Source organism: Arthrobacter sp. WCS2018Hpa-7 (assembly GCF_031843805.1).
Classification (GTDB): domain Bacteria; phylum Actinomycetota; class Actinomycetes; order Actinomycetales; family Micrococcaceae; genus Arthrobacter.
In genome coordinates, this window is record NZ_JAVTJB010000002.1 from 162,256 (window position 1) to 184,813 (window position 22,558).

Below are 22,558 nucleotides of genomic sequence, written 5' to 3' on the forward strand. Positions count from 1 at the left end.
CCACTTAAAGGCAAGAAGCGCACGACGGCGGAAGGTCGCCGTCGTGCGCTTGTCGCCTTTGCGCGTTTGTTGCCTTCGCGGTCCTCCACACGGCGCCTCAGGCCGTAAACGCCAGGTCCTCCAGCCTTACCGGGAACCGCAGTGCTTCCCCGCGGGACAACCGCAGTGCCTCGTTCACGGCGCTCGCCGCCATGCGTTCCAGCTCATTGCCCAGCGATCCCGCCACATGCGGGGTGAGCAGCACGTTGGGATGCGTGTAGAAGCGGGATTCGGCGGGCAGCACCCACGGGGTAGTCACGTCCAGGATCGCGTAGAGGTCGCCGCGTTCCACCCGTGCGAGCAGCGCATCCTGGTCCACCAGCTCGCCGCGTGAGGTGTTGATGAACGTGGTGCCCGGCCGCATCCGCTCGATCAACCCGGCGTCCACGAGGTTCCTGGTGGACGGCAACGACGGCGCGTGGAGACTGACAACATCGCTGCTTGCCGCCAGCTCCTCCAAACCGACGAGCCCGACGCCGAGGACAGCCGCCTCCTCGGGGGAGAGATAAGGATCAGCCACCACCACCTCCAGCTCGTACGGAGCCAGCAGCCTGATTACGTGCCGCCCGATCTTCGACGCCCCAATGATGCCCACGCGCTTCCGGTAGTTGCCCATGTCCGGGAAGAGTTGCTCAGCCAGGACGTCGGTCCGGGTGGTGTGCAGGGCGCGGGCGATCTGGAGGACGCGCTTGTTGGCGAGGATGATCATGGCCACGGTGTACTCGGCCACCGGGATGGCGTTGGCATCCGCTGCGGAGCTGACCTGGATGCCACGTTCCCAGCAGGCGTCGCTGATGTGGTGTTTGACGCTGCCGGCGGCATGCAGGACATGGCGCAGCCGGGGTGCGGCATCGAGGACGGTGTGGTCGATCAGCGGACACCCCCAACCGGTGATGAGGATGTCGGCCTCCGCCAGTACGGCGCGGCCTTCCGGCGTCGAGAAGTCCTGAATGGGGTCACGGCTCAGCAGCGTCAGCGCGGGCTCCAAGGGATCAAGGCTCCTGGGCGGAAACACCGCCCGTGCCGTGTGGGCCGGCATGGCCAAGGCAACATTCAAGGTCACTTGACGCTCCCTGCGGTGAGGCCGGACTTCCAGAACCGCTGCAACATGATGAACGCGAGCAGCAACGGGATGATCGAGAGCAAGGAACCCGTGATGACCATGGGCGTGAACTCTGGCTGGGGGATGGAATAACCCTGCCAGATGGAGATGCCAACGCTGACGGGCAGCAGCTTCTGGTCCTGGAGCATCACCAGCGGGAGCATGAAGTTGTTCCAGACGCCCACGAACTGGAAGAGGGCGATGGTGATGTACCCGGGCATCATCATGGGCAGCCCCAGGGAGAAGAAGGACCGGATGGGTCCGGCTCCGTCAACGCGGGCTGCTTCCAGGGTCTCGGCAGGAACGTACGCAGCCGAGTACACCCTGGCCAGGTACACCCCGAACGGGTTGCAGAGCACCGGGATGAGGATGGCCCAGATGGTGTTGGTCATACCCACCAGGGAAGCCAGAAGGTACATAGGCAGCACCGTGGCCGTGTTGGGAATCAGCACGCCCACCAGGACGATCCCGAAGAACGAGTCCTTGCCGCGGAACTGGAATTTATCGAACGCGTAACCGGCCATCACGGAGATGAGGCCGCCAAGGATTGCTCCGAAAGCGGCATAGAACATCGAGTTGGCCATCCAACGGAGGAACATCCCGCCGTCCTGGTTCAGGACCGCCATGACGTTCTCGAAGAAGGCAGGCTCACCAAAAGCGTAGGCGGCGGTGCCGTAGAGATCCGCGGTGTTCTTGGTGGAGGCGAAGAACAGCCACACCACGGGAAGCACCATGTAGGCGCAGCCCAGGATGAGCAGGGCATTCACGGTGAACGTACTCGCGAAGCCGCCGTTGCGGGCGTGCCGGCGCCTGCCCTGTGCCGGCGCCTGCCCTGTGACGGTGCGGGAGATCGTGGAGGTGCTCATGCTGTGTTCCTTGAGCTGAAGCGGGTCACGGCCCAGGACAGTACTGCAGCCATGAGCGCGATGATGATGGAGGCCGCCGCGGCCTGGTTAAGGTTGTGGCGGTTGAAGGCGGCGTCGTAGGCCCACATGTTGGGTACCCACGTGCTGGTCACCGATGCCGTGGCCTTGGAGATGATGGACGGCTCCGTGAAGAGTTGGAGCGTGCCGATCACCGTGAAGAGCATGATGACGCTCAGCGCCGGGAGGATCAGGGGCAGCTTGATGCTGATGGCCGCACGGATCTCGCCGGCACCGTCCACGCGGGCAGCTTCCAGGATTTCCCGGGGCACGGCCTGCAGGGCGGTGAAGAGCACAATCACGTTGTAGCCCGTCCACTCCCACACGGCGATGTTCACGATGGACGGCAGGATCATCTGGTTGTCCAGGAAGTTCAGCGAGATTCCGCCCGCTTCCAGGACTGAGACGATCGGGCTGACACCGGGCGTATAGAGGTAAGCCCAGATCAACGCGGCAATGACTCCGGGCACCGCGTGGGGGAGGAAGACGAGCAGTTGGAACAGTTTCCGGGCCCGTGCCACGGCAGCGTCCAGCAGGAGTGCAAACGCCAAGGCACCGCCCACCATGCAGGGGATGTACAGCACGCAGTACAGGGCGAGACGTCCAATGCCGCCAACGAAGCTCTCGGACTGCAGGACCTGGACGTAGTTTTCCAAGCCCACGAACGCCGTCTTGGCTTCACCGAAGCCGAGTCCGGACTTTTGTTGGGCGAAGAAGCTGAGCACCATTGCGTAGATCACCGGCGCAACCATCGCGAGGGCAAATATCGTGAAGAACGGGGTCAGGAACAGCGCAGCCGTTCGGCCACCAGTTCCGGACATTGCGCGGGGTTTGCGCGGTTTTCGGGGTTCGACGGCGGTGGCTTGCTGGGCCTGTGGGGGTGGAGTGGACGCTGTGGCATGGATGGACATGATGATTCTCCTCGCTGGCAGGGCGGCAGCGTTGTCACGAGGCCGCCCTGCCGTGCGGGCCTACTCCTTGACGGAGAGGCCGTTCTGCTTGAGTCCGGCCACTGTCGCGTCCTGGGCGGTATCGACGGCGTCCAGGACCTTGCCGCCGCTGGTTAGCGTGCCGTAGGCGTCCTTGAGCGCGGTGTTGGTGATGTCCCAATTGGGACCCCACTGCCAGCCCGGCGTGATGGTGGAATATGCCTTGTCGAAGACTTCGTAGATGTCGTTGCCGAAGTAACCGGCGTCGAAGGCTTTCTGCGCCACGGGGGTCAGGCCCGGGTAGGCAAGGAAGGCAGAGCCGGTGTTGCCGCGGGCAGTGATGGCCTCCTTGCTGGTGGCAAGGAACTCGATGAACTTCGCCGCAGCGGCCGGATTCTTGCTGCTCTTGGTGATGTTGAAGCTGGAGCCGCCGTAGAACGCGTCCGCCGGAGTGCCCCAGTTGGGCACCTCGGCAGCGATCCACTGACCCTTTTGGCCGCTGGCCTCCGTCCGCTTCTGGATGCCGGTGGCGCTCCAGTTGGCACCCAGGACTCCGACGACGGCGCCGCTCGCCAGGTCTGCGGACCATTCGTCACTGAAGGACTGCTGGACTTTGACGATCTTCTGGTCGATCAGTTTCTGCCAGTACGTGGCGACCTTCCGGGTGGCTTCGTCGTTGACGCCCACCTTCCAGCTGTCGCCTTCGGTGCCGAACCACTTGCCGCCTGCCTGCCAGGACAGCGCAGCAGTGAGAGCAGCCTCGTTCGGGTTGAAGCTGGCCAGGTGTGCTTCGGGGGCAACGGCCTTGAGTTTCTTGCCGGCCTCCTCGAATTCCTGCCAGGTCTTGGGTGTGGCGACTCCGGCCTTATCCAGCATGTCCTTGCGGTACCACATGATCATCGGCGCGGCATCGTAGGGGAGCGCGTAGGTCTGCTCGCCAAACTGCACCAGGGCCTTGGTTTCATTCGTGAGTTTGTCCACGGTTTCAGCCTTGTTGATGTAGCTGTCCAGAGGTTGCAGCTGGCCGTTGCTGACGAATTGGGGGAGCTGCGGGTACTCGATGGTGGCAACGTCCGGGCCATTGCCTGCGGTGATGGCAGTGGAGAGCTTGGCGTAACCGCCGGCACCGCCGTTGGGGATGGTTTCGAAGGTGACTTTAATCTTGTCCTGGCTGGCGTTGAACGCTTCCGCCACCTTGTCCATACCGGCCATGGAGGACCAGAACGTGATGTTACCGCTGGGGTCTTCCACCGGGGTGGGGGCTGGCGTGGCGGCCGGGGTGCTGCCACAGCCGGTGACGAGTGCAGCACTGGCCATGAGGCTGGCTGCTCCAAGCAGAAGCTGGCGACGCTTCATTCTGTTCTCCTTTGAAGTTCACGATGCGAAAGTCGTGGTGCTCTAGGCACTTTCGGACTATGCACCATGAAATCCACAAAAGTGAACATCATCAACAAAATGAACAGAAGTAAACAGCGGCTACGGCTGCGTGGAGCCGCGCACTTCCAACGACGGGGACAGGTTCACCCGCTGCAGCGCGGACGTGCTTCCGCGCCGCGCCCCGATGCGGCTCAGGCACATCACCAAAGCCTGGTGGCCGACGTCGTATTTTGGCGGTGCCACAGCGGTGAGCGGGACGGCACCGAGGGCGGCGATCTCGTCGTCGTAGGAGACGATCGCGAAGTCCTCCGGCACGCGGATCCGTCGTTCCAGGCAGGCACTGACGAACTGGAGCGCGTCCTCGTCGGTGTGGACCACGGCGGCCGTCACCTCCGCCGATGCGCACCAATCCAGGATCCGGTCCACCAGTTCCCGATGGGCTTGGGGATCGTTTTGGGCCCGGGACATGGCACGCACCATCGAGTCATCTCGGGCATGTCCGGCCCGCTGCATGGCCAGGTGGAAGCCGTCGATGAGTTGCGGGGCAGTGGGGCTGTTCTCACGCAGGCAGATAGCGATCTTCCGGTGCCCGAGGCCCAACAGGTGGTTCACGGCGATCTCCGAGCCGCGGACATGGTCGCTCCGTACGGCTTCGAGCCGGCCGTGGTCCAAGGCGTCGTCGATGGACCGTTCCACCACAACCACCGGCACCTCCGCCTCGGCCAGCAGGTCCAATGTTTCGGTACCCGCCAACGATTGCCCGCTGGGGGTGATGAGGATTCCATCCACGCCGTGTTCGTAGAGCCGCCGCAGCTGCCGCCGCTCTTCGGCGTCCGAATAGTTGGTGACGCCCAGCACCAACCGGACGCCCGCTTCCTGCGCGGCGGCTTCAGCGCCGCGGATAACGCCCGGGAAATAATACGACGCCGACGGCACGATCATCCCGATGGTCGCCAATGGCCGCCTCCCACCCGGACGCCAGGACGTGGAGGGCTGCGTCGCGGGTCCAGCCGACGGTTTGCCGCCCACCGGGATGGCGCCACCGTGGACCCTTTCCAGCAGGCCCTGCTCAGCGAGCACTGCGAGGTCCCGCCGCACGGTCATCCCCGAGGTACCCAATTTCGCCGCGAATTCGCTGGCATTGAGCGAACCGTTCAGGGCGAGTTCCCTCAGGATGAGCTGTTGACGATCCTCGGTCAGCATGCAGGTGTCCGCCTATCAAGTTCACTTGTGTTCAGTTTGTTCATTATGAACCAGAACCCGGCGGCTTGGACCCCTGTTGCCTAAGTGCCCAGCTTCACCACGGAAATCTCGACGACGGCGGCCCGGGGGAGAAGGTGCCTGCGGATCGCCCCGGCTGCTTCGCGCGTCACGGCCGGAGCAGGACGGGAAGCATTCACCCCGATCCTGACTTTCACTGCCAGTGCGTCGGCCGTCTCGGTCAGGCCGATCAGGGGAAGTGTCTCTCCCGTGACCGCGGCCAGGGCGGCACCGGCTATGGACTGCCACAACGGCTGGGCGGGATAGACCGAGTGGACCCCGTCTACCGCCTGGACGAGGCCGAGCAGTTCCTCAGCCAAGGCGGCTGACGCGGCTGCTGACCCGTCTGCCGTCCCGCCTGCAGGGGAAGTGTTCGCGGCTTCCAAAAACTCCGTCATGGCTGGTCCTCCGTGTTCAGCGGATCGGTGGTGGCGGGTGTATCTGTGGGCTGAACCGGTGCCGGCGGCTCGAGGACGTCCGTCACGGTGATGTTGATGGCGTGGATGTTCAGCTCGGTCTGGGCTGCCAACGTCCGTGCCAGCTCGTCGCGTAGGGCAGCTGCGCGTTCTTCCATGGGGTGTCCGTACACCACGGCCACTTCCACCTCCACCGTGATGGGGGCTCCCATGGTGGTCACCTCTCCCTGCAGCCGGCACTTGCCGGCGGCTGTCCCAGGGAGTGCATCGGCCACGGACCGGATCAGGGCGGAGATGGCTCCTTCGGATTCCCACAGCGTGTCATCAGGGTGCTCTGCCTGCAAGGGAATGCTCCGTCCGGGCCGCAGTTCCAAGCGCAGGTTGTCGAGGATGGCCTGCATCCAGTCGTCGTTGCCTGAGCCCGCGTCTGCAACATCGGACCGGAGCAAATCTCCGCCGAGTTGGGAGAGGCGGCGCAGGGAGGCCAACGCGGCCTGGCACTCGGGGCACCTCTCCAGGTGCGCTGGATCGTCAATCTGTCCCGTGTCCAAGTAGGCACTGAGATCCGCAAGGCTGTGCCCGCATTCGAGGGTGTCGTTGGTGTTCATCGCCATTCCTCCATGGTGCGTGCGAGCGTGATCCGTGCCCGGGCCAACCGGCCGCGGACACTGGCGGGGCTGATGTTCAATGTCAGCGCAATCTCCTCGTAGCTCTGGTCATTGAATTCCTTGAGTACCCAACAGCGTCGTTGCTCCTCGGGGAGTGCGGCGAGCGCGGCCTTGAGCGCCTCCACCCGCGAGGTGCTGACAGCGTTGTTTTCCGGATCCTGGGTCCTCGTCCGGGGGCTGTCATCGCGCTGGTTTTCCACGTCGTCCAGATCCACGTGGTGGCGTCGTCTCCTGAGGTGGTCGATGCTGCGGCTGCCAAGGATCCTTAACAGCCAGCCTTTGACGGCGGCAGGCTCGCGGAGGGTGTCCAACTGCTTCCAGGCCTGCACCAGCGTTTCCTGGACCACGTCATCGGCGTCCGCGAGGCTGCCGGTCAGCCGCCGGGCGGTGGCGCGCATCAGAGGGCCGTGGCGACGTGCCAGCGCTTCGAAAGCTGCCGTGTCGCCGTCGGCCGCCCGGCCGGCCAGCAAGGCATCCGGAACGAGGTCCAGTTGGTACTGCGCCGCGGGTGAACCAGTCACATTCTGCCTTCCCAGTGGGGTCGAGGTTCATGGTGGAAAGGGGCCGGTCCCGCATCGCTGCGGGACCGGCCCGGGAGAGGCCTACTTCTTGGTGAAGCCCTCTTTGAGCTTCTGGGCCGCATCCTTGATGTTGTCTCCGATGTCGGCGGCGGCGTCTTTGACCTTTTCGCCTGCCTGCTGGAGTTTTGCCTGGGCCTGATCGTGCTGGCCTTCACGCTCCAGCGACTGGTCGCCGGTCAGTTTTCCGGCACCTTCCTTGGCAGCCCCGAGGTGTTCGGTGGCGGCGTTGTTGATTTTGTCGTTGATTCCCATGGTGTTCCCTTTTCTTTTCAGTGCGCGGGCTCTGTGGTGCCCGCGCATGGTTTGGGCGGAGAGAAGTGTGTTCCTGCGGTTACCGAGTACGTCGCGATCCGGACACCTGGGTTCGGGCGCCGCTGGTAATTCGGACCAGGACGGGGATTGGATGTCCCAGCAGGGCATCTATTTCCCGGATGAGTTTTTCGGCGGTGTCGGCAAGTTCCCGTGGTGAGCTTCCCTTGCGGGCATCCATGCGGAGCCGGAGGGCGGTTCCCCGCCGTGACTCCCAGGCCGAAACGGACGTGGCCAGGACGTCCCGGTTTCCGCTGAGGGCTTCCCGGAGGGCTGTGGAGACCAGACCAACATCCACCACAGTCCGGCCGCGGGCGCCGCCAGTCCCCTGGGATCCGTCGCGTACGTCGGTCCCGTCCCGTTCTTCAGTCCTGTCCAGTTGCTCGGCGAGGCGTGGAGTGCGTCCCCCGCTTTGGGAGGCGAGCCAGGCTGCGCTGAGGGCGACCCCCGCCAGCAACACGGCGATTCCTGCCACCAGCCACCAACTCCGGACGGGGTCCGGTAGGGGTGCGGTGCCCACGAGGTTCCTGCCGGAGTCCCGGACCGATGATGCCACTGCTGTCCAGGCATCCGCTGCTCCCGGCAGGGTTCCGGCCGCGATGACTGCGGCGCCGGCTCCCAGCAGTGCGAGGCCCACGAGGGCAAGCAGGATGCGGTTCAGTGCACGGTGTGTTTGCCTCATTGCCCTACTGCTCCTTGGTTCAAGACCCGGACACTCGAGGAGGCCCGGCGGTCCAGCGCGAAGGCGGCCAGTTCGCCGTCGACCGCTGTTGTCACGGACTCAAGGTCCAACGGAACGCCCGACGTCGGACGCACCTGGACGCGTACGGACCGCCCACCGACGGTGGTGGTCACCTGCCCTGGGGCCAGGCCGGCGGCGAGCCGGGTGGTGTTGGAGAGAGCTGCGGCGATCACGTCGTCGTCCACCACCACGGCGGCGCGCTGGCTCGCCAAGGAGCGTCGGGCCTTCCGGCCCCTGCCCACGGCAAGTCCCAGCAGCAGCAGCCCCAGAATTCCAAGGCCCGCTCCGGCCGCTGCCATTCCCGCCGGGACCGTGGTGACCGGAAGGTCCACGAGCCACTGGAACATCTGTGCGGGGCTTGCCAGCAGCGGCTGGTCCTTGAGGATCCACAACACGGCTTCCACTGCGAGCCAAAGGAAAACGACCATCAGAATGCAGGCGGAAACGATGGACGGAAGAGCCCGCGAAGAGTGGGTTTCGCGGCGGATCATCCGCCGTTGGGTTCGATCTTGGGTCACAACACTCTCCTTACATCGACTCGGTCCGTGGATTGTTCCTTGGACTGCTTGGTGCGGGGCTGCTCCTTGGCACCGGCGAGACGGATATCCACCCGGCCGATCTCCAAGCCGGTCAGCTCCAGGCCGCGGGACACCAGTTGCGTTCGTGCTGCCTGGGCCTGTTGGAAGACGGTTCCTGTGGTTTTCCGCGGTCCCAGAAGCGGCGGGAGTGACAGCTTGACGGAGAGGCTGACCCCGAGCTTGCCGGCGTCGTCATCCAGTTCGGCCGCCACGTTTCCTGCACCCACCCGGAAAGCCTGGGCTGTGACGGCTTCCAGGGTTTTCCGGAGAGCGTGCTGGGTGATGCGCGTGTGGCCGGCGCGACTCATGATGAAGAGCGCTTGCCCCGCAACGCGTCCAGCACGCCGCGCAGGTCAAGCTTTCCTTCGGCGGAGCGGCCCAGGACAGCCCCGACGCCCATGAACAGTGCCGTCAGCAGGAGGCCCCAGAATCCAAAGGCCAACCCTGCCAGCGCCAGGACCGCTCCTATGGCCGTGCCGGCGATGGTGGGGTTCATGCGACCCTCGGCTCACGGCCGGCGTCGTCGGTCTCTGCGTCCTCGGAGGGAACATGGATGTCCGTGATGGTGATGTTGACCTCGGTGACTTCCATTCCCACCAGGTCCTCGATGGCGTTGTAGACGGCGTCGCGGGCGTTGTCCGCTACTTCCTGCAGCGGGTGCGGGTACTCAACAACCAGGGTGACGTCCACGGCCACCTGGGTTTGGCCCACTTCGACGCTGACGCCCTGGGTGAGGTCTTTCTGGCCCACCTTTTCGCGCAGGTTGCCGATGGCGCGGGCAGCGCCGCCGCCGAGGGCGTGGACTCCAGGGATTTCCTGGATGGCGATGCCGGCGATTTTGGCAACGACGCCGTCGGCAACCGTCGTGGCACCGCGGCCGTCCTTGCCCTTGTTCAACGCGGCGGCGTTCATTGCGGGGGCGTCGGCGTCAAGCGTGGCGGGGGTGTTGGTGGTCGCTGCCGTGCTGTTCTTGGCCGGAACGTCTGCGGGGGTGTGCGTCTGGATCGTCATGGCAATCAGTCCTGTCAGTTGGAAGCGGCTATGAATCATTGCGGCTTGGTTCGCTACGGCGTTTGTTTCGCCGTCATGAAGAAGACGCACCCAGTGGGCAGATCCTCACGGTGCATTTTGTGTGAGTTGCATCACGTTTTGGTGTTCACTATTGTTTAGCTGGTCCCGCTTCGGATCAGCGGCACCTAAGGTGATGAGGCTGGAACTACCCCGCAGGAGACTCATGGCCACCGGCTTCACCATGCCCGCCCCGGATTTTGACCTCAGCCCCATCACAGGCTGGACGCGGGAGCACTGGGTTTCCTTCGCGGATCAGCAGCTCCTCGCTGTGCGCCCGCACTTCTCCGCCCTAAAGGCGGCCATCCGGCTGGACGGCCGACCGTCGTCGTCGGGCGCTGTGTCCGACGCCTTGGAGGGCTTCGCGCGGACGTTCCTGCTGGCGGCTTTCCGGGTGGCGGGGGAGGAGGGTGAGGATCCCTTCGGCCATCTGGACCTCTACCGTGAGGGCCTCCTTCACGGCACGCAGAAAAACGGGCCCGAAGCCTGGCTCCCCATCACTGACCGCTCCCAGCCCATGGTGGAAGCCGCGTCCGTGGTCCTTGGGCTCCAGCTCACCAAGCCCTGGCTGTGGGACACGCTGTCCGCCGGGCAGCAGGAGCAGGTAGCTGCCTGGTTGCAGGGTTCCTCGCACAGCACCTGCGTGGACAACAACTGGGTGCTCTTCCAGGTGATGATCGCCGAGTTCCTGGCCGGTGCGGGCTTTGAGCACAACGCAGCCCAGATCGAGCATGGCCTGGACAGGCTGGACGACTGGTACGCAGGCGGAGGTTGGTACCGGGACGGAGACAATAACGATTCCGGTGATTTCTTCGACTACTACTGCGGCTGGGCCATGCACCTGTACCCCATCCTGTGGGCCGAAGCTGCTGCCGGACGCCATGCACAGGCCGATCACCGCCTGGAAATCTCCCGCCGCCGACTCGCCACCTTCCTGGAGGACCACCTCAGATTCTTCGGTGCCAACGGCGCCCCCGTGTTCCAGGGCCGCTCCCTGATCTACCGCTACGCCGCCGTAGCGCCCCTCTTTATGGGCGAGGCGATCTGCGCCACGCCGCTGGCCCCCGGCCAGACCCGCAGGATCGCCAGCGGTGCCGCCAAATACTTCCTCGACGGCGGAGCCTACGACGACGGCCTGCCCTCACTCGGGTGGTTCGGCGCTTTTGAACCAATGACCCAGGAATACTCCGGGCCGGCCTCGCCGTACTGGACGTCCAAAGCCTTCGTCGGACTGCTCCTCCCCGCCGACCACTCGGTATGGACGGCCGTCGAGGAGCCCTCGCCGTTGGAAGTGGCGGACGGCCTGAAGCACGCGGAAGCCCCCAACTACCTGCTCCATTCCACCGCGGCCGACGGCATCGCCCGCGTGCTTAACCACGGCAGCGACAAGTACTACGCACCGGGACCGGACGATCCCCTCTACCGCCGTCTCGCGTATTCAAGCCGCACAGCGCCGCTGTTCACCCAGGACCCCATCGACAACCACTTCGCCATCCTCAATGACGCAGGGACACCCAGCAGGCGTTCGCGGATCCACCGGCTGCCTGCCGGGCAGGGCCAAGCGGCCAGCTGGCACGCCCCGGTGTGGAGCGATGCTGAGGATGCCGCCGATTCGGTCTGGAGGGTGGCGACGGGGACCGCCGCCGCCGGCGGATACGAACTGCGTGTGCACGCAGTTGAAGCGCCGGACAGCTCCAAGCTCATGGTCCGGGACGGCGGGTACGCGCTCGCGGGTGATCATCCGGTGCCGGCCGACGGCACACTTACTGACGGTCGGCTGCACACAGCCATCTGGCCGCTCCATGGCTACGCGGACAGCGGCACTTACCAGGCCAAAGGGGTGTCCCCTTTCGGTGCCTTTGCCACCTGTGGCTATCTGCAAGGCAGGCTGTCCGGGGAGCGCAGCTGTTTCGCCTCCCTGGTGTATCTCGGCGGCGAGCCGGCCGCCTGGGTTCCTCCCGCCGTCGGGCCTTCTCCCGCTTTTGAACTGTTCGACGACGGCGCCAGCGTCTCCGCCCGCCTCGCTTTGGGCCCGGGCCAGGTGCTGGAAGTGGTGTTCCCCTTCTGAGGTGTGGGCCCGGAATCTTGAGCAAATCTTGAGATGACCCGGCGCCCTTCTTGAGGGCTCCGTCCGATGGTTGAAACATCAGCCAAGCCGCTGATGGAGCTTCCAGGAAGGACCACCGAAATGACTGACCAGATCTCCACCCAGTCCTCGAACGTCACCGCCGCCCACGACGCCCTGTCAGGCACCGCAGAGGCCGTCCGGCATGCCGGCGAGGTTCTCGGACAGACGCGGGTGGCCGTTCGTGAGCAGTTCAACCCGTTGGGTGTGGGACTGCGCAGTATCTGGCCGCAGTCGGTGGTCGGTTTCTAAGGGTCGTGGGTGCCCAGGAACCCTTGGGCTTTGAAGCGGGCAGGCAGCTCCCTCATGGGGGAGGTACCCTGCCCGGCCTCATTTAAGGGACGATGGAAGCAGCTCATTAAATAAGGAGGCTTGTCATCAAGGAAGAGATGAGGAAGGCCGCCGATGTGGCTGAGGAAGCTGCGAATTCGCAGGCCTTCGCCGCTGTGGCGCGCGCCGGGTACGTGGTCAGCGGGATCCTGCACGTGCTCATCGGCGTCATCGCCCTCCAACTGGCGTTCGGAAGCAGCGGCGAGGCCGATGTCAGCGGGGCCGTGACGTCCCTTGCCAGCCAGCCCTATGGGCCGCTGCTGCTCTGGGCCTGCTTCGCGGCCTGCACCGCGCTGGCACTGTGGCAACTGGGGAACGCCATCCTTGGCCACCGGAACGGCTCGGACAAGATCACCAAGAAGCTCTCCGCCATCGGGCAGGCGATCGTCTTCGCCGCCCTCGCCACCACCATCGTCTCGTTCATTGCAGGCAAGGGCCAGAACAGCCGCGAGTCCAGCAGCGACTTCACGGTCACGCTCCTCAAGGCGCCATTTGGCGTGTTTCTGCTGGTCGCGGTGGGTGCCGGCATCGCCATCACGGGGATCGTCTTCGCCGTGCGGGGATTTCGCCGGAAGTTCACCAAGGACCTCACGTTGTCCTCCAACAGTTCGGTGCGGAAGTTCCAACTGGGGGTAGGTGTGGTGGGGTACATCGCCAAGGGGATCGCCCTCTTCCTGGTGGGCCTGCTGGTGGTCATCGCCTCCGTGCGTGCCCAACCCGAGCAGTCGACCGGGCTCGACGGCAGTTTGAAGGCTCTCAGGGAGCAGCCGTATGGGGTGTACCTGCTGGCTGCCGTAGCAGTGGGGCTGATCGCCTACGGCCTGTTCCTGATGGTCAAGGCGCGGACCCTGCGGACGTAGGTCCCGGACTCCTGTATTACCGTCGCCGTGGTGGTCTTACTGTTTCCCTGAGTCCTCCCGCTCCACCGGAATCCAGAGCTGCCCGCGGCCGTGGGTGCCGCCTGCTTCCACCTGGACGCTGAGCATTTCAGGGCCGGGTGCCCACCTGTACGGGTTGGCCGGGAACCACTCCGTAGCTGCGTCTGCCCACATGCTTTGCAGGACCTCCGGGAACTTTCCTTCGGTTTCGAAAACCACCCACAGGCCTGCCGGAACGTCCATGGCCGCGAACCCTTCCGGTGCCTGCTGGCTGGATGCCACCGCATGCCAGTAGTCCAGCTCGCTTCCCTCGCTGCGCTGCTCATCGATGTTGTCAGTGACGGACAGCGGGCCCGCCGGCTCCATGTCTGCCAGCCCCAGTAAGCGCTGGGTGACAGCAGGATCCAGGCCCCGTTGAAAATCGATGATGGCCTGGTTGGGTCCTTCGTGGACCAGGGGGACGCGGGCTTTCAGGCCAATAAGGCGGAAAGCGGATTTGTCTTCAATGCGGTGTTTCATGTCGGTATTCCCTTCGACTCGCAGGTGGAACCTCAGCTGAGGTTGGGAATGAAGCACGGCGCCGGCTTGCCTCGCTTCAGACGGCGTCAGGCCGTGCATGGCTTTGAATGCCCGGGTGAACGCCTCGGCAGAGGCGTAGCCGTAGCGGACAGCAACGCCCAGGACTGTGCCGCCGTCGATGATTTCCGCTGTGGCCGCTGTCAGGCGGCGCCTCCGGATGTACTCCGAAACCGGCAGCCCGGCCAGGGAGGAAAACATCCGCCGGAAGTGATACTCGGACGTCATGGCGATCCTGGCCAACGTCCCCACGTCAATGTCTGCCGTGAGGTCCTGCTCGATTGCCTCGATCGCCCGATTCCACTCCTGCATGCTGACCCGTTCCCTCGTTGTGTTTCCCTGCCGTGTCTTCATTCCTGCCCTTGACGCTACGCAGGGCCGGGGGCCGATGCCCCACCTATCCTTGCCCGAAAATATCAGGGCCCCGTTTGGTTGGACCGTGCGATCAGTGCCGATCGCACGGCACGCCGGGCAGCAAAGCCCCGAAACGGGACCGCCTCCTTCGCGGGAATCCGAGGCAACGCAAGGACCCGGAGGCTGCGGCTGCAGCGCTCCGGGTCCTTGGTGTTATTCAGTCCCTGCCGTCCGGTGACAACCGGTTCATTCCTACGGGCGACTTGAGCCAGACGCTTCTTCATCCGGTTCGGACGAGAAGGGCCGGTCCTCAGGGGTGTCTTCCGTGTTGTGTTCGTCCAGTTCGGCGTCTGCCGACGGGACCGTCTTCTCGGCGTAGTCCCCTGCGGTGTAGTCGCCTCCGGCGTCATCCTTCAGGGTCTCCGGGGATACCCCGGTATCGCCGTAGTCGCCCTCGGAGTACTGGCCTTCGAGTTCGTCGCCCTTGGCGTCGCGGTTCTGGTTGTTAGCCATGGTGTGTCCGGCGGCTGGTGACCAGGCCGTAGATCAGCAGCACGATGATGGAGCCGCCGATAGCCAGGAGCCACGTTGTCAGGGAGAAGAATTCCTGCAGGCCCGTACCGAAGATCAGGCCACCGATCCAGCCGCCCAGGAGAGCGCCGACGACGCCCAAGAGGAGGGTGATCAGCCAGCCACCACCCTGGCGGCCGGGAAGAATAAGTTTAGCGATAGCGCCGGCCAAAAGGCCGAGCAGAAGAAAACCAAAGAAACCCATTTTTGGTCCTACTTTCTTGTTGATGGAAACTTGCTGATGGAAATTCCATGAACGTGATGAAGCGAGTAAGTTCACCGGGCGCCTGTTCCAAGGTTTAGGCACCGTAATGGGGCCCCTGAAGGCCCTATGGAATGTGGGGGAGTGGAACTGTTTATGCAACCCCGATGAATTTATGAAATACAGCCAATAGAGCACTCCTGCCGATTGGGTCGGACTCGGTACTACACCAGTAACGCTAGCGGCTCCCGCGGCTGGTAGCAAGTAACCTGACTATTAGCTCAACCTTGCTTGCAGGCCCGGGATGCCGGGGATCCGCGCTCTAGTGGCCCTTGAGGGAGTCCGCTGCTCCCTTGGCTGCGTCCTTGATTTTCTCACCGGACTGCTTGAGATTTGCCTCAGCTTGCTCGCTGCGCCCCTCGGCCTGGAGGTTCCCGTCGCCGGTGGTTTCGCCGGTCTTTTCCTTGAGCTTGCCGCCGGCTTCTTCGGCAGCATTGTTAATCTTGTCGTCCAGTCCCATGGCATTCACTCCCCGGGTTGCGATGCGGTTACTTCCTGCGGTTATCCGCTGGTTGGCATAACAGTTTAGTGGATTGTTAAATTTCGGCAAATTACTGGTAACCGGCCCGCAATCACTGGGCAGGTGACAGCGCGTGCCCGCCGGGGCTAGTGTCGAGGAATAACGCCTCGAAAGGAGTGATTCCTGTGAAAGGGAAAGCATTGTTCGCCGTTGGAGTGGCTGTCGGCTACGTCTGGGGATCCAAGTCCTGGCCGGAGGTGTATCGGCGTCTCCGCGGAGGCACTGAAAAGGTCTGGAAGAATCCGGAGGTCCAGGAGAACGTCCACCATGCCACCGAAGCTGTGCAGGAGTCAGTTCCGGACATTCTGGACAACCTCTATGAGGCCGGTAAGAAGCTGATGGAGAAGGCCGAGACCATGTTCCCCGGCATTTCCTCACCGAAGACGGACCAGCGGTCCGGTCCTTCGTGCACCAGCTCCTCTTCCACTGGCCCTACTGTCACCACCGTGCCCACGGTCAAGTCCGACGTCGTATCGGACCCCGCCCGGGATGACACCACCGGCAGCGACTGGACCGATGAGGGTGGCGCGGCGCCGGAGGGGCCCGCCACGAATACGCCGCCCAGGGCCTGAAGCCCCTGGGCTACTTGGCGCGTTCCACCGCGGTCACGATCGCCTCTCCCAGTTCCTTCGGTTTGGTAAATTGCGGCCAGTGACCCGTGGGGAGGTCGATGTAGTCCACGTCCCGGATCCGAGCGAGCTCGGCGGTGAACGGGTGCCCGGCGTCCATCCATTCCTTAAGGAGCGACGACGGGAACTGGCACGCGATGATCGTGGCCGGAACGTCGTACCGGCGGACGTCAGTCAGGTGCTGCTGGTCGACTGCCACTCCCTTGGGCTCAGGGACGGCGCGGGCGCGGAATGCTCTCTTCAGGTCATCGGTGAGGTCAATCAGGTCTTCGTCTTCGAAGGCTTCCCACGGCGGCAGCGGGATGTCGTCGCCGTCGTCGGGCAGTTCATCATTGATGACCCCGCCCTCACCAAGCGGTCCGCTATCCACATAGATGGCGCGGGCCACGCGGTCCGGACGGGAGTCGGCTGCACCGTGGATGATGGCGCCCCCGCCCGAGTGACCCACCAGGATGACCTTGCCTTCCAGCGAATCCATTTTTGCCACCACGGCATCGATGTGCGTGCGAAGACCGATGCCGGCGCGTGGTGCATCGGCAGACTCCAAGCCGAGCAAGGTCAAGGGGTGAACCGTGTGTCCAGAGGCGACCAGTGGGGGCGTCACCTCATCCCATGACGACGCGTCCAACCAGAAACCGGGTACAAGGATGATGTCCATGTCGGTACCCTACGGGAGGCCACTGACAGTTTGTAAGAGTGGCTAGTTTCCTCCGGCCAGCTTCTGCACTTCCTTCGCCAGGATTTTGTCGCGGGACTCTGGAGTGCGGGCCTTCAGGACCTGCAGGATGATGAGGTACCGGTCGGTTTTGCCCAGCCGTTCAAAGGCTTCCTTTGCAGCCGTGTTGGCTGCCAGCGCCGCTTCCAGGTCTTCGGGCACCTCGGCCTTGGCCTGCGAAACGTAAGCGGCCTCCCACCGTCCGTCGGCTTTGGCGGCCTCTATCTCCGCGAACCCCGCAGGCTGCATGCGCCCGGTCTCGATGAGGTGGGCCACTTTGCCCACGTTCACCTGCGACCATGTGCTCCGGGCGCGGCGCCGTGAATATCTCTGCAGGAACGTCTGCCCGTCGTGGGCCCTCCGTTGGCCGTCGATCCAGCCGAAGCAGAGGGCGGCGTCCAGGGCATCCTGTATCTCGATGAGACCGGCGCCCGCGTTCTTCTTCCCGATCACCAGCCACGCTTCGGTGTGGGTGCCGTGATGCGCCGCGAGCCATTCCTCCCACTCCGCGCCGCTGGCAAACCTCAGCAACTCCGGTTCGTTCTCCCGCTCCATGGTCTCCCCTCCCGTTGCACTCGCCCAAGTACCAGCATCCCCCAAGTAAGTCGCAGTTGATGCCGTTCTCAGCGCTGAAAACGGCATCTGCTGCTACTTGGTTGGGTGCAGGGAGGGGGTTGACGCGGGTCACATTCACGGTTCATAGTTATCGTATACGATTTCGTACCTGATGCAGCTTGAGGAAGAGGAGGCGCCGTGACACTGGAGTTCCGGACCCAGGAAGTCAGCCAGGACATGCTGGCCCGGACGCGCAAAGTCATTGCCGTCCACATCAACTACCCCAGCCGTGCGGCCCAGCGTGGACGGACTCCTGAGCAGCCGTCGTACTTTCTGAAGCCGTCCTCGTCGTTGGCGCTCGGTTCCGCGGATGCTCCCGGCACGGTTGAGCGCCCGGCTGGTTGCGAGCTGCTGGGCTATGAGGGCGAGATCGCGCTGGTGATCGGCAAGACCGCCCGTCGCGTGGAATTGGAAGACGCGTGGAGCCACGTCGAGTGGGTCACCGCGTCCAACGACCTCGGTGTGTACGATCTCCGCTACGCAGACAAGGGCTCCAACGTCCGGTCCAAGGGCGGCGACGGTTTCACCCCCGTTGGCCCGGCACTGATTCCGGCCGACGCCGTGGACCCGGCCCGGTTGCGGATCCGCACCTGGCACAACGGGGACCTCGTCCAGGACGACACCACCGAGGACCTGCTCTTCCCCTTCGCCCAACTCGTCGCGGACCTCTCGCAGCTGCTCACCCTCGAAGAGGGCGACATCATCCTCACCGGCACCCCCGCCGGCGCCTCCGTTGCCACGCCGGGTGACGTCGTCGAGATTGAGGTCACCGGCGGTGACTTCAGCAGCGGCCGCCTGGCCACCAAAGTCACGGAAGGCACGACGCCGTTCGCGGACTTTGGTGCCCGGCCCAAGACTGATGACACCCAGCGGGAAGAGGCGTATGGATCGCGGGAATTGGCGGGCTTGGCGCCTGCCGCGAGCCTCCTGACGCCGGAGCTGAAGGCGAAACTTGAAAGCGTCGCGACCGCCACCCTGTCTTCCCAGCTCCGCAAGCGAGGGCTGAACAACGTGAGCATCGACGGCCTCCAGGCCACCCGCCCGGACCGCAAAGTGGTGGGCCTGGCCCGGACCCTGCGCTACGTGCCCAACCGCGAGGACCTCTTCAAGTCCCACGGCGGTGGGTTCAATGCCCAGAAGCGCGCCATCGACTCCGTGAACGAGGGCGAAATCCTGGTCATGGAAGCCCGCGGCGAGAAGGGCACGGGCACGGTGGGGGACATCCTGGCGTTGCGTGCCCAGGTCCGCGGAGCTGCTGCCATCATCACCGACGGTGGCGTCCGGGACTACTCGGCCGTGGCCGATCTGCAGATGCCGACGTACTTCGCCAACCCGCACCCGGCTGTGCTGGGACGCCGTCACATTCCGTGGGATACGGACATCACCATCGCTTGCGGCGGGGCCACGGTCCAGCCGGGGGACATCATCGTGGCCGACTCGGACGGCATTCTGGTGATCCCGCCGGCCATCGCCGAAGAGCTGGCGGACGACTGCATCGCCCAGGAAAAGGAAGAGACTTTCATTTTCCAGATGGTTCAGGAAGGCAACAGCGTGGACGGGCTGTACCCCATGAACAAGGAATGGCAGGCACGCTTCCAGGAATGGCAGAGCCGGCAAGGAGCCCACAGTGACTGAGACCGCCGTCGGAAGTACCGCCGTCGAAAACGCCGCAGCCCAAAGCAAGTCCCAACAGGCCTACGCCGCCGTGAAGGCGCGCATCGTGGAGGGCGCTTACACGCCGGGGTACCGGCTGGTGCTCGCCAAGATCGCCGAGGACCTGGGCTTCAGCGTGGTCCCGGTCCGTGAAGCGATTCGCCGCCTGGAAGCCGAAGGACTGGTGAAGTTCGAACGGAACGTGGGCGCTACGGTGTCCGGGATCGACCCCACCGAGTACCTCTACACGATGCAGACCCTGAGCATCGTGGAAGGCGCGGCCACCGCGTTGTCCGCGCCGCTGATCGACTCGGTCTCCATTGCCCGGGCCCGTGCGGTGAACGAGGAAATGCGGGAGTGCCTGGAACACTTTGATCCCGTCCGATTCACCGCCTTGAACCAGGACTTCCACAGCGTCCTGTTTGAACACTGCCCCAACCCGCACATTCTTGACCTGGTCCACCGGGGATGGAACCGGCTGGCGTCCATCCGGTCCTCGACCTTCCGGTTCGTCCCAGGCCGCGCGCAGGAATCGGTGCGCGAACACGAAGCATTGCTGCAGCTCATCGAGAGCAGTGCAGACGCCGACACCATCGAAAAAGCAGCCCGCCAGCACCGCGCTTCCACCCTGGATGCGTACCTGGCCCAAGCCAAGCAATAACTACCAACCACTGATCGCTAGTTAGGACTTCAACGATGACGACCTCAGTAGAGACCGCCAAGCACTATATCCCCGAGAACCTGCCGTCCCACATCCAGCACTTCATCAACGGCGAGTTCGTTGATTCGGTATCCGGCAAGACCTTCGACGTCCTGGATCCGGTATCCAACGGCAATTACGCCACGGCTGCTGCGGGCCAGAAAGAAGACATCGACCTTGCTGTGGCTGCTGCCCGCGAGGCGTTCGTCAACGGTCCCTGGCCGAAAATGAAGCCACGCGAGCGTGCCCGGGTGCTGAACAAGATCGCCGACGCCGTCGAGGCCCAGGAAGCCCGGCTCGCGGAACTCGAAACCTTCGATACCGGCCTGCCGATCACCCAGGCCAAGGGCCAGGCCCTGCGCGCAGCGGAGAACTTCCGCTTCTTCGCGGACCTGATCGTGGCGCAGTTCGACGACGCCATGAAGGTCCCGGGCTCGCAGATCAACTACGTGAACCGGAAGCCGATCGGCGTCGCGGGCCTGATTACGCCGTGGAACACCCCGTTCATGCTGGAGTCCTGGAAGCTTGCCCCGGCGCTGGCCACCGGCAACACCGTGGTGCTGAAACCGGCCGAGTTCACCCCGCTGTCCGCATCGCTGTGGGCGCAGATCTTCAAGGATGCGGGCCTGCCCGACGGCGTGTTCAACCTGGTCAACGGCCTGGGCGAAGAAGCCGGCGATGCCCTGGTGAAGCACCCGGACGTGCCGCTGATCTCCTTCACCGGCGAGACCACGACGGGCCAAACCATCTTCCGCAACGCCGCAGCCAACCTCAAGGGCCTGTCCATGGAGCTCGGCGGCAAGTCCCCGTGCGTCGTGTTCGCCGACGCCGACCTGGACGCCGCGATCGATTCGGCACTGTTCGGGGTGTTCTCCCTCAACGGCGAACGCTGCACCGCCGGTTCCCGCATCCTGGTTGAACGGGCCATTTACGACGAATTCTGCGAGAAGTACGCCGCCCGGGCCAAGAACATCGTGGTGGGCGATCCCCACGATCCCAAGACCCAGGTGGGTGCCCTGGTTCACCCCGAGCACTACAACAAGGTGGCGTCGTACGTGGAGATCGGCAAGTCCGAAGGCCGACTCCTGGCCGGCGGCGGCCGACCTGACCACCTGCCCGAAGGTAACTACATCGCACCCACGGTGTTTGCCGACGTCGCGCCTGACGCACGGATCTTCCAGGAGGAAATCTTCGGTCCCGTCGTGGCCATCACGCCCTTCGAGAACGACGACGAAGCCCTCGCCTTGGCCAACAACACCAAGTACGGCCTCGCGGCCTACATCTGGACCCAGAACCTGACACGGGCCCACAACTTCTCGCAGAACGTGGAGGCCGGCATGGTGTGGCTCAACAGCCACAACGTCCGCGATCTTCGCACTCCGTTCGGTGGCGTGAAAGCGTCCGGCCTGGGCCACGAGGGTGGCTACCGTTCCATCGACTTCTACACCGACCAGCAGGCCGTGCACATCACGCTCGGATCCGTTCATACGCCTAAATTCGGCGCCTAAAAGCTTCCCACTGACCCTTTCAACGAAGAGAGAATCCCATGAGCAACTTCACCGGCCCCATCCCTACCCCCACCGTCCCGGCACCGGACATTGTCCGCTGCGCCTACCTGGAACTGGTGGTCACGGACCTGGCCAAGTCCCGCGCGTTCTACGTGGACCTCCTGGGCCTGCACGTCACCGAGGAAGATGAGAACACCATCTACCTGCGCTCCTTCGAGGAGTTCATCCACCACAACTTGGTCCTCCGCAAGGGCCCTGTGGCCGCAGCAGCAGCCTTCGCCTACCGCGTGAAGTCCCCGGCGGAGGTGGACGCCGCCGAGGCCTACTACCGTGAACTGGGCTGCCGGGTGGAGCGCCGCAAGGAAGGCTTCACCAAGGGCGTTGGCGACTCCGTCCGCGTGGAAGACCCGCTGGGCTTCCCGTACGAGTTCTTCTACGACGTGGAGCATGTGGAACGCCTCACCCAGCGTTACGACCTCTACTCCGCCGGCGAACTGGTCCGCCTGGACCACTTCAACCAGGTCACCCCGGACGTCCCGCGCGGCCGCAAGTACCTGGAGGACCTCGGCTTCCGCGTCTCCGAGGACATCAAGGATTCCGACGGCGTGACGTACGCCGCGTGGATGCACCGCAAGCAGACCGTGCACGACACTGCCCTGACCGGTGGCAACGGACCCCGCCTGCACCACATCGCGTTCTCCACGCATGAGAAGCACAACATCATCCAGATCTGCGACAAGATGGGCGCCCTGCGCATCTCCGACCGGATCGAACGCGGCCCCGGACGCCACGGCGTGTCCAACGCGTTCTACCTCTACATCCTGGACCCGGACGGCCACCGCGTGGAGATCTACACCCAGGACTACTACACCGGCGATCCGGACAACCCCACCGTCACCTGGGATGTCCACGACAACCAGCGCCGCGACTGGTGGGGCAACCCCGTGGTCCCGTCCTGGTACACCGAGGCCTCCCTGGTCCTGGACCTCGACGGCAACCCGCAGCCCATCATCGAACGCGAGGACAAATCCGAAATGGCCGTCACCGTGGGCGCCGACGGCTTCTCCTACACCCGTCCTGACGGCTCCTCGGATGCGGCTGAGGGATTCAAGCTGGGGGCGCAGGTCTAGC

28 protein-coding genes are annotated in these 22,558 nt (G+C 64.4%); 8 read left to right on the forward strand and 20 right to left on the reverse strand.

Translation table 11 applies throughout. From position 1 onward, the window contains the following. Positions 1-97: 97 nt before the first annotated feature. The 14 genes from RQH14_RS03310 to RQH14_RS03375 all read right to left on the reverse strand — a co-directional run bounded on the left by RQH14_RS03310 (position 98) and on the right by RQH14_RS03375 (position 9,935). On the reverse strand, positions 98-1,102 hold the full coding sequence (locus RQH14_RS03310; RefSeq protein WP_311211917.1) for a hydroxyacid dehydrogenase: 1,005 nt from the start codon (positions 1,100-1,102) through the stop codon (positions 98-100). After that, a complete protein-coding gene (locus tag RQH14_RS03315; protein WP_311211918.1) occupies positions 1,099-2,007 on the reverse strand; it encodes a carbohydrate ABC transporter permease in 909 nt (302 codons plus the stop codon). Before RQH14_RS03315 ends, RQH14_RS03310 begins: the two co-directional genes overlap by 4 nt. After that, positions 2,004-2,975 carry a sugar ABC transporter permease gene (locus RQH14_RS03320; RefSeq protein ID WP_311211919.1) on the reverse strand — a complete coding sequence of 324 codons (972 nt, stop codon included), beginning with the start codon at positions 2,973-2,975 and terminating at the stop codon, positions 2,004-2,006. The genes RQH14_RS03315 and RQH14_RS03320 overlap by 4 nt, the downstream gene beginning before the upstream one ends. 60 nt (positions 2,976-3,035) lie before the next feature. Continuing rightward, on the reverse strand, positions 3,036-4,349 hold the full coding sequence (locus RQH14_RS03325) for a sugar ABC transporter substrate-binding protein (RefSeq protein WP_311211920.1): 1,314 nt from the start codon (positions 4,347-4,349) through the stop codon (positions 3,036-3,038). A 120-nt stretch (positions 4,350-4,469) separates the two neighbouring features. Next, complete coding sequence (locus tag RQH14_RS03330; protein ID WP_311211921.1) at positions 4,470-5,573, reverse strand: substrate-binding domain-containing protein; 1,104 nt, start codon at positions 5,571-5,573, stop codon at positions 4,470-4,472. Between the two features lie 80 nt (positions 5,574-5,653). Further along, positions 5,654-6,028, reverse strand: coding sequence for a hypothetical protein (locus RQH14_RS03335; RefSeq protein WP_311211922.1), 375 nt, complete (start codon positions 6,026-6,028; stop codon positions 5,654-5,656). Beyond that, positions 6,025-6,654, reverse strand: a complete 630-nt coding sequence (locus RQH14_RS03340) for an Asp23/Gls24 family envelope stress response protein (protein ID WP_311211923.1) — start codon at positions 6,652-6,654, stop codon at positions 6,025-6,027. The genes RQH14_RS03335 and RQH14_RS03340 overlap by 4 nt, the downstream gene beginning before the upstream one ends. Then, positions 6,651-7,235: an RNA polymerase sigma factor gene (locus tag RQH14_RS03345; protein WP_311211924.1), complete on the reverse strand. Its 585-nt coding sequence runs from the start codon at positions 7,233-7,235 to the stop codon at positions 6,651-6,653. The genes RQH14_RS03340 and RQH14_RS03345 overlap by 4 nt, the downstream gene beginning before the upstream one ends. Positions 7,236-7,316: 81 nt before the next feature. Continuing rightward, positions 7,317-7,547: a CsbD family protein gene (locus RQH14_RS03350; protein ID WP_311211925.1), complete on the reverse strand. Its 231-nt coding sequence runs from the start codon at positions 7,545-7,547 to the stop codon at positions 7,317-7,319. A gap of 79 nt (positions 7,548-7,626) precedes the next feature. Beyond that, entirely contained in the window at positions 7,627-8,286 is a 660-nt protein-coding gene (locus tag RQH14_RS03355; protein WP_311211926.1) for a hypothetical protein, read from the reverse strand. Continuing rightward, entirely contained in the window at positions 8,283-8,864 is a 582-nt protein-coding gene (locus RQH14_RS03360) for a hypothetical protein (protein ID WP_311211927.1), read from the reverse strand. The genes RQH14_RS03355 and RQH14_RS03360 overlap by 4 nt, the downstream gene beginning before the upstream one ends. Further along, positions 8,861-9,232, reverse strand: coding sequence for a hypothetical protein (locus RQH14_RS03365; protein ID WP_311211928.1), 372 nt, complete (start codon positions 9,230-9,232; stop codon positions 8,861-8,863). The genes RQH14_RS03360 and RQH14_RS03365 overlap by 4 nt, the downstream gene beginning before the upstream one ends. Continuing rightward, on the reverse strand, positions 9,229-9,420 hold the full coding sequence (locus tag RQH14_RS03370) for a DUF2273 domain-containing protein (protein WP_311211929.1): 192 nt from the start codon (positions 9,418-9,420) through the stop codon (positions 9,229-9,231). The genes RQH14_RS03365 and RQH14_RS03370 overlap by 4 nt, the downstream gene beginning before the upstream one ends. Beyond that, positions 9,417-9,935, reverse strand: a complete 519-nt coding sequence (locus tag RQH14_RS03375) for an Asp23/Gls24 family envelope stress response protein (protein WP_311211930.1) — start codon at positions 9,933-9,935, stop codon at positions 9,417-9,419. Before RQH14_RS03375 ends, RQH14_RS03370 begins: the two co-directional genes overlap by 4 nt. Before the next feature lie 223 nt (positions 9,936-10,158). Here RQH14_RS03375 and RQH14_RS03380 point away from each other — a divergent pair, with 223 nt between their 5' ends. The 3 genes from RQH14_RS03380 to RQH14_RS03390 all read left to right on the forward strand — a co-directional run bounded on the left by RQH14_RS03380 (position 10,159) and on the right by RQH14_RS03390 (position 13,307). Further along, positions 10,159-12,060, forward strand: a complete 1,902-nt coding sequence (locus tag RQH14_RS03380; RefSeq protein WP_311211931.1) for a DUF2264 domain-containing protein — start codon at positions 10,159-10,161, stop codon at positions 12,058-12,060. Between the two features lie 120 nt (positions 12,061-12,180). Beyond that, positions 12,181-12,369 carry a hypothetical protein gene (locus RQH14_RS03385; protein WP_311211932.1) on the forward strand — a complete coding sequence of 63 codons (189 nt, stop codon included), beginning with the start codon at positions 12,181-12,183 and terminating at the stop codon, positions 12,367-12,369. Between the two features lie 137 nt (positions 12,370-12,506). Then, entirely contained in the window at positions 12,507-13,307 is an 801-nt protein-coding gene (locus RQH14_RS03390) for a DUF1206 domain-containing protein (protein ID WP_311211933.1), read from the forward strand. A 36-nt stretch (positions 13,308-13,343) separates the two neighbouring features. Here RQH14_RS03390 and RQH14_RS03395 read toward each other — a convergent pair whose 3' ends face one another. The 4 genes from RQH14_RS03395 to RQH14_RS03410 form a co-directional block, all read right to left on the reverse strand. Then, on the reverse strand, positions 13,344-14,213 hold the full coding sequence (locus RQH14_RS03395; protein ID WP_311211934.1) for an AraC family transcriptional regulator: 870 nt from the start codon (positions 14,211-14,213) through the stop codon (positions 13,344-13,346). A gap of 294 nt (positions 14,214-14,507) precedes the next feature. Beyond that, positions 14,508-14,768, reverse strand: a complete 261-nt coding sequence (locus RQH14_RS03400; RefSeq protein ID WP_311211935.1) for a hypothetical protein — start codon at positions 14,766-14,768, stop codon at positions 14,508-14,510. Beyond that, positions 14,761-15,030, reverse strand: coding sequence for a GlsB/YeaQ/YmgE family stress response membrane protein (locus RQH14_RS03405; protein WP_089596629.1), 270 nt, complete (start codon positions 15,028-15,030; stop codon positions 14,761-14,763). The genes RQH14_RS03400 and RQH14_RS03405 overlap by 8 nt, the downstream gene beginning before the upstream one ends. Positions 15,031-15,349: 319 nt before the next feature. Continuing rightward, positions 15,350-15,547 (reverse strand): CsbD family protein, encoded by a 198-nt coding sequence (locus RQH14_RS03410; RefSeq protein ID WP_311211936.1) that lies wholly within the window; start codon positions 15,545-15,547, stop codon positions 15,350-15,352. 185 nt (positions 15,548-15,732) lie between these two features. Here RQH14_RS03410 and RQH14_RS03415 point away from each other — a divergent pair, with 185 nt between their 5' ends. After that, positions 15,733-16,179 carry a hypothetical protein gene (locus RQH14_RS03415; RefSeq protein ID WP_311211937.1) on the forward strand — a complete coding sequence of 149 codons (447 nt, stop codon included), beginning with the start codon at positions 15,733-15,735 and terminating at the stop codon, positions 16,177-16,179. 10 nt (positions 16,180-16,189) lie between these two features. Here the strand turns inward: RQH14_RS03415 and RQH14_RS03420 are convergent, their stop codons facing one another. Next, positions 16,190-16,894 carry an alpha/beta hydrolase gene (locus tag RQH14_RS03420; RefSeq protein ID WP_311211938.1) on the reverse strand — a complete coding sequence of 235 codons (705 nt, stop codon included), beginning with the start codon at positions 16,892-16,894 and terminating at the stop codon, positions 16,190-16,192. A gap of 42 nt (positions 16,895-16,936) precedes the next feature. Further along, positions 16,937-17,506 carry a YdeI/OmpD-associated family protein gene (locus RQH14_RS03425; RefSeq protein WP_311211939.1) on the reverse strand — a complete coding sequence of 190 codons (570 nt, stop codon included), beginning with the start codon at positions 17,504-17,506 and terminating at the stop codon, positions 16,937-16,939. A gap of 198 nt (positions 17,507-17,704) precedes the next feature. Between RQH14_RS03425 and RQH14_RS03430 the strand changes: the two genes are divergently transcribed. The 4 genes from RQH14_RS03430 to hpaD are packed head-to-tail and all read left to right on the forward strand — an operon-like array spanning position 17,705 to position 22,557. Next, on the forward strand, positions 17,705-19,201 hold the full coding sequence (locus RQH14_RS03430; RefSeq protein ID WP_311211940.1) for a fumarylacetoacetate hydrolase family protein: 1,497 nt from the start codon (positions 17,705-17,707) through the stop codon (positions 19,199-19,201). Then, positions 19,194-19,880 carry a GntR family transcriptional regulator gene (locus tag RQH14_RS03435; RefSeq protein WP_311211941.1) on the forward strand — a complete coding sequence of 229 codons (687 nt, stop codon included), beginning with the start codon at positions 19,194-19,196 and terminating at the stop codon, positions 19,878-19,880. Before RQH14_RS03430 ends, RQH14_RS03435 begins: the two co-directional genes overlap by 8 nt. A 35-nt stretch (positions 19,881-19,915) precedes the next feature. Continuing rightward, a complete protein-coding gene (gene hpaE / locus RQH14_RS03440; protein ID WP_144652317.1) occupies positions 19,916-21,427 on the forward strand; it encodes a 5-carboxymethyl-2-hydroxymuconate semialdehyde dehydrogenase in 1,512 nt (503 codons plus the stop codon). Between the two features lie 38 nt (positions 21,428-21,465). Next, positions 21,466-22,557 carry a 3,4-dihydroxyphenylacetate 2,3-dioxygenase gene (hpaD, locus tag RQH14_RS03445; RefSeq protein ID WP_311211942.1) on the forward strand — a complete coding sequence of 364 codons (1,092 nt, stop codon included), beginning with the start codon at positions 21,466-21,468 and terminating at the stop codon, positions 22,555-22,557. Position 22,558: the final 1 nt, after the last annotated feature.

What these genes read in the sequence shown, in the direction of transcription:
- RQH14_RS03370 (WP_311211929.1), bottom strand. Translation starts at nt 9,420, where the DNA reads ATGAACCCCACCATCGCCGGCACGGCCATAGGAGCGGTCCTGGCGCTG.
- RQH14_RS03385 (WP_311211932.1), top strand. Translation starts at nt 12,181, where the DNA reads ATGACTGACCAGATCTCCACCCAGTCCTCGAACGTCACCGCCGCCCAC.
- RQH14_RS03380 (WP_311211931.1), top strand. Translation starts at nt 10,159, where the DNA reads ATGGCCACCGGCTTCACCATGCCCGCCCCGGATTTTGACCTCAGCCCC.
- RQH14_RS03375 (WP_311211930.1), bottom strand. Translation starts at nt 9,935, where the DNA reads ATGACGATCCAGACGCACACCCCCGCAGACGTTCCGGCCAAGAACAGC.
- RQH14_RS03410 (WP_311211936.1), bottom strand. Translation starts at nt 15,547, where the DNA reads ATGGGACTGGACGACAAGATTAACAATGCTGCCGAAGAAGCCGGCGGC.
- RQH14_RS03390 (WP_311211933.1), top strand. Translation starts at nt 12,507, where the DNA reads ATGAGGAAGGCCGCCGATGTGGCTGAGGAAGCTGCGAATTCGCAGGCC.
- RQH14_RS03395 (WP_311211934.1), bottom strand. Translation starts at nt 14,213, where the DNA reads ATGCAGGAGTGGAATCGGGCGATCGAGGCAATCGAGCAGGACCTCACG.
- RQH14_RS03325 (WP_311211920.1), bottom strand. Translation starts at nt 4,349, where the DNA reads ATGAAGCGTCGCCAGCTTCTGCTTGGAGCAGCCAGCCTCATGGCCAGT.
- RQH14_RS03420 (WP_311211938.1), bottom strand. Translation starts at nt 16,894, where the DNA reads ATGGACATCATCCTTGTACCCGGTTTCTGGTTGGACGCGTCGTCATGG.
- RQH14_RS03405 (WP_089596629.1), bottom strand. Translation starts at nt 15,030, where the DNA reads ATGGGTTTCTTTGGTTTTCTTCTGCTCGGCCTTTTGGCCGGCGCTATC.
- RQH14_RS03335 (WP_311211922.1), bottom strand. Translation starts at nt 6,028, where the DNA reads ATGACGGAGTTTTTGGAAGCCGCGAACACTTCCCCTGCAGGCGGGACG.
- RQH14_RS03340 (WP_311211923.1), bottom strand. Translation starts at nt 6,654, where the DNA reads ATGAACACCAACGACACCCTCGAATGCGGGCACAGCCTTGCGGATCTC.
- hpaE (WP_144652317.1), top strand. Translation starts at nt 19,916, where the DNA reads ATGACGACCTCAGTAGAGACCGCCAAGCACTATATCCCCGAGAACCTG.
- RQH14_RS03320 (WP_311211919.1), bottom strand. Translation starts at nt 2,975, where the DNA reads ATGTCCATCCATGCCACAGCGTCCACTCCACCCCCACAGGCCCAGCAA.
- RQH14_RS03400 (WP_311211935.1), bottom strand. Translation starts at nt 14,768, where the DNA reads ATGGCTAACAACCAGAACCGCGACGCCAAGGGCGACGAACTCGAAGGC.
- RQH14_RS03425 (WP_311211939.1), bottom strand. Translation starts at nt 17,506, where the DNA reads ATGGAGCGGGAGAACGAACCGGAGTTGCTGAGGTTTGCCAGCGGCGCG.
- RQH14_RS03330 (WP_311211921.1), bottom strand. Translation starts at nt 5,573, where the DNA reads ATGCTGACCGAGGATCGTCAACAGCTCATCCTGAGGGAACTCGCCCTG.
- RQH14_RS03355 (WP_311211926.1), bottom strand. Translation starts at nt 8,286, where the DNA reads ATGAGGCAAACACACCGTGCACTGAACCGCATCCTGCTTGCCCTCGTG.
- RQH14_RS03315 (WP_311211918.1), bottom strand. Translation starts at nt 2,007, where the DNA reads ATGAGCACCTCCACGATCTCCCGCACCGTCACAGGGCAGGCGCCGGCA.
- RQH14_RS03365 (WP_311211928.1), bottom strand. Translation starts at nt 9,232, where the DNA reads ATGAGTCGCGCCGGCCACACGCGCATCACCCAGCACGCTCTCCGGAAA.
- hpaD (WP_311211942.1), top strand. Translation starts at nt 21,466, where the DNA reads ATGAGCAACTTCACCGGCCCCATCCCTACCCCCACCGTCCCGGCACCG.
- RQH14_RS03350 (WP_311211925.1), bottom strand. Translation starts at nt 7,547, where the DNA reads ATGGGAATCAACGACAAAATCAACAACGCCGCCACCGAACACCTCGGG.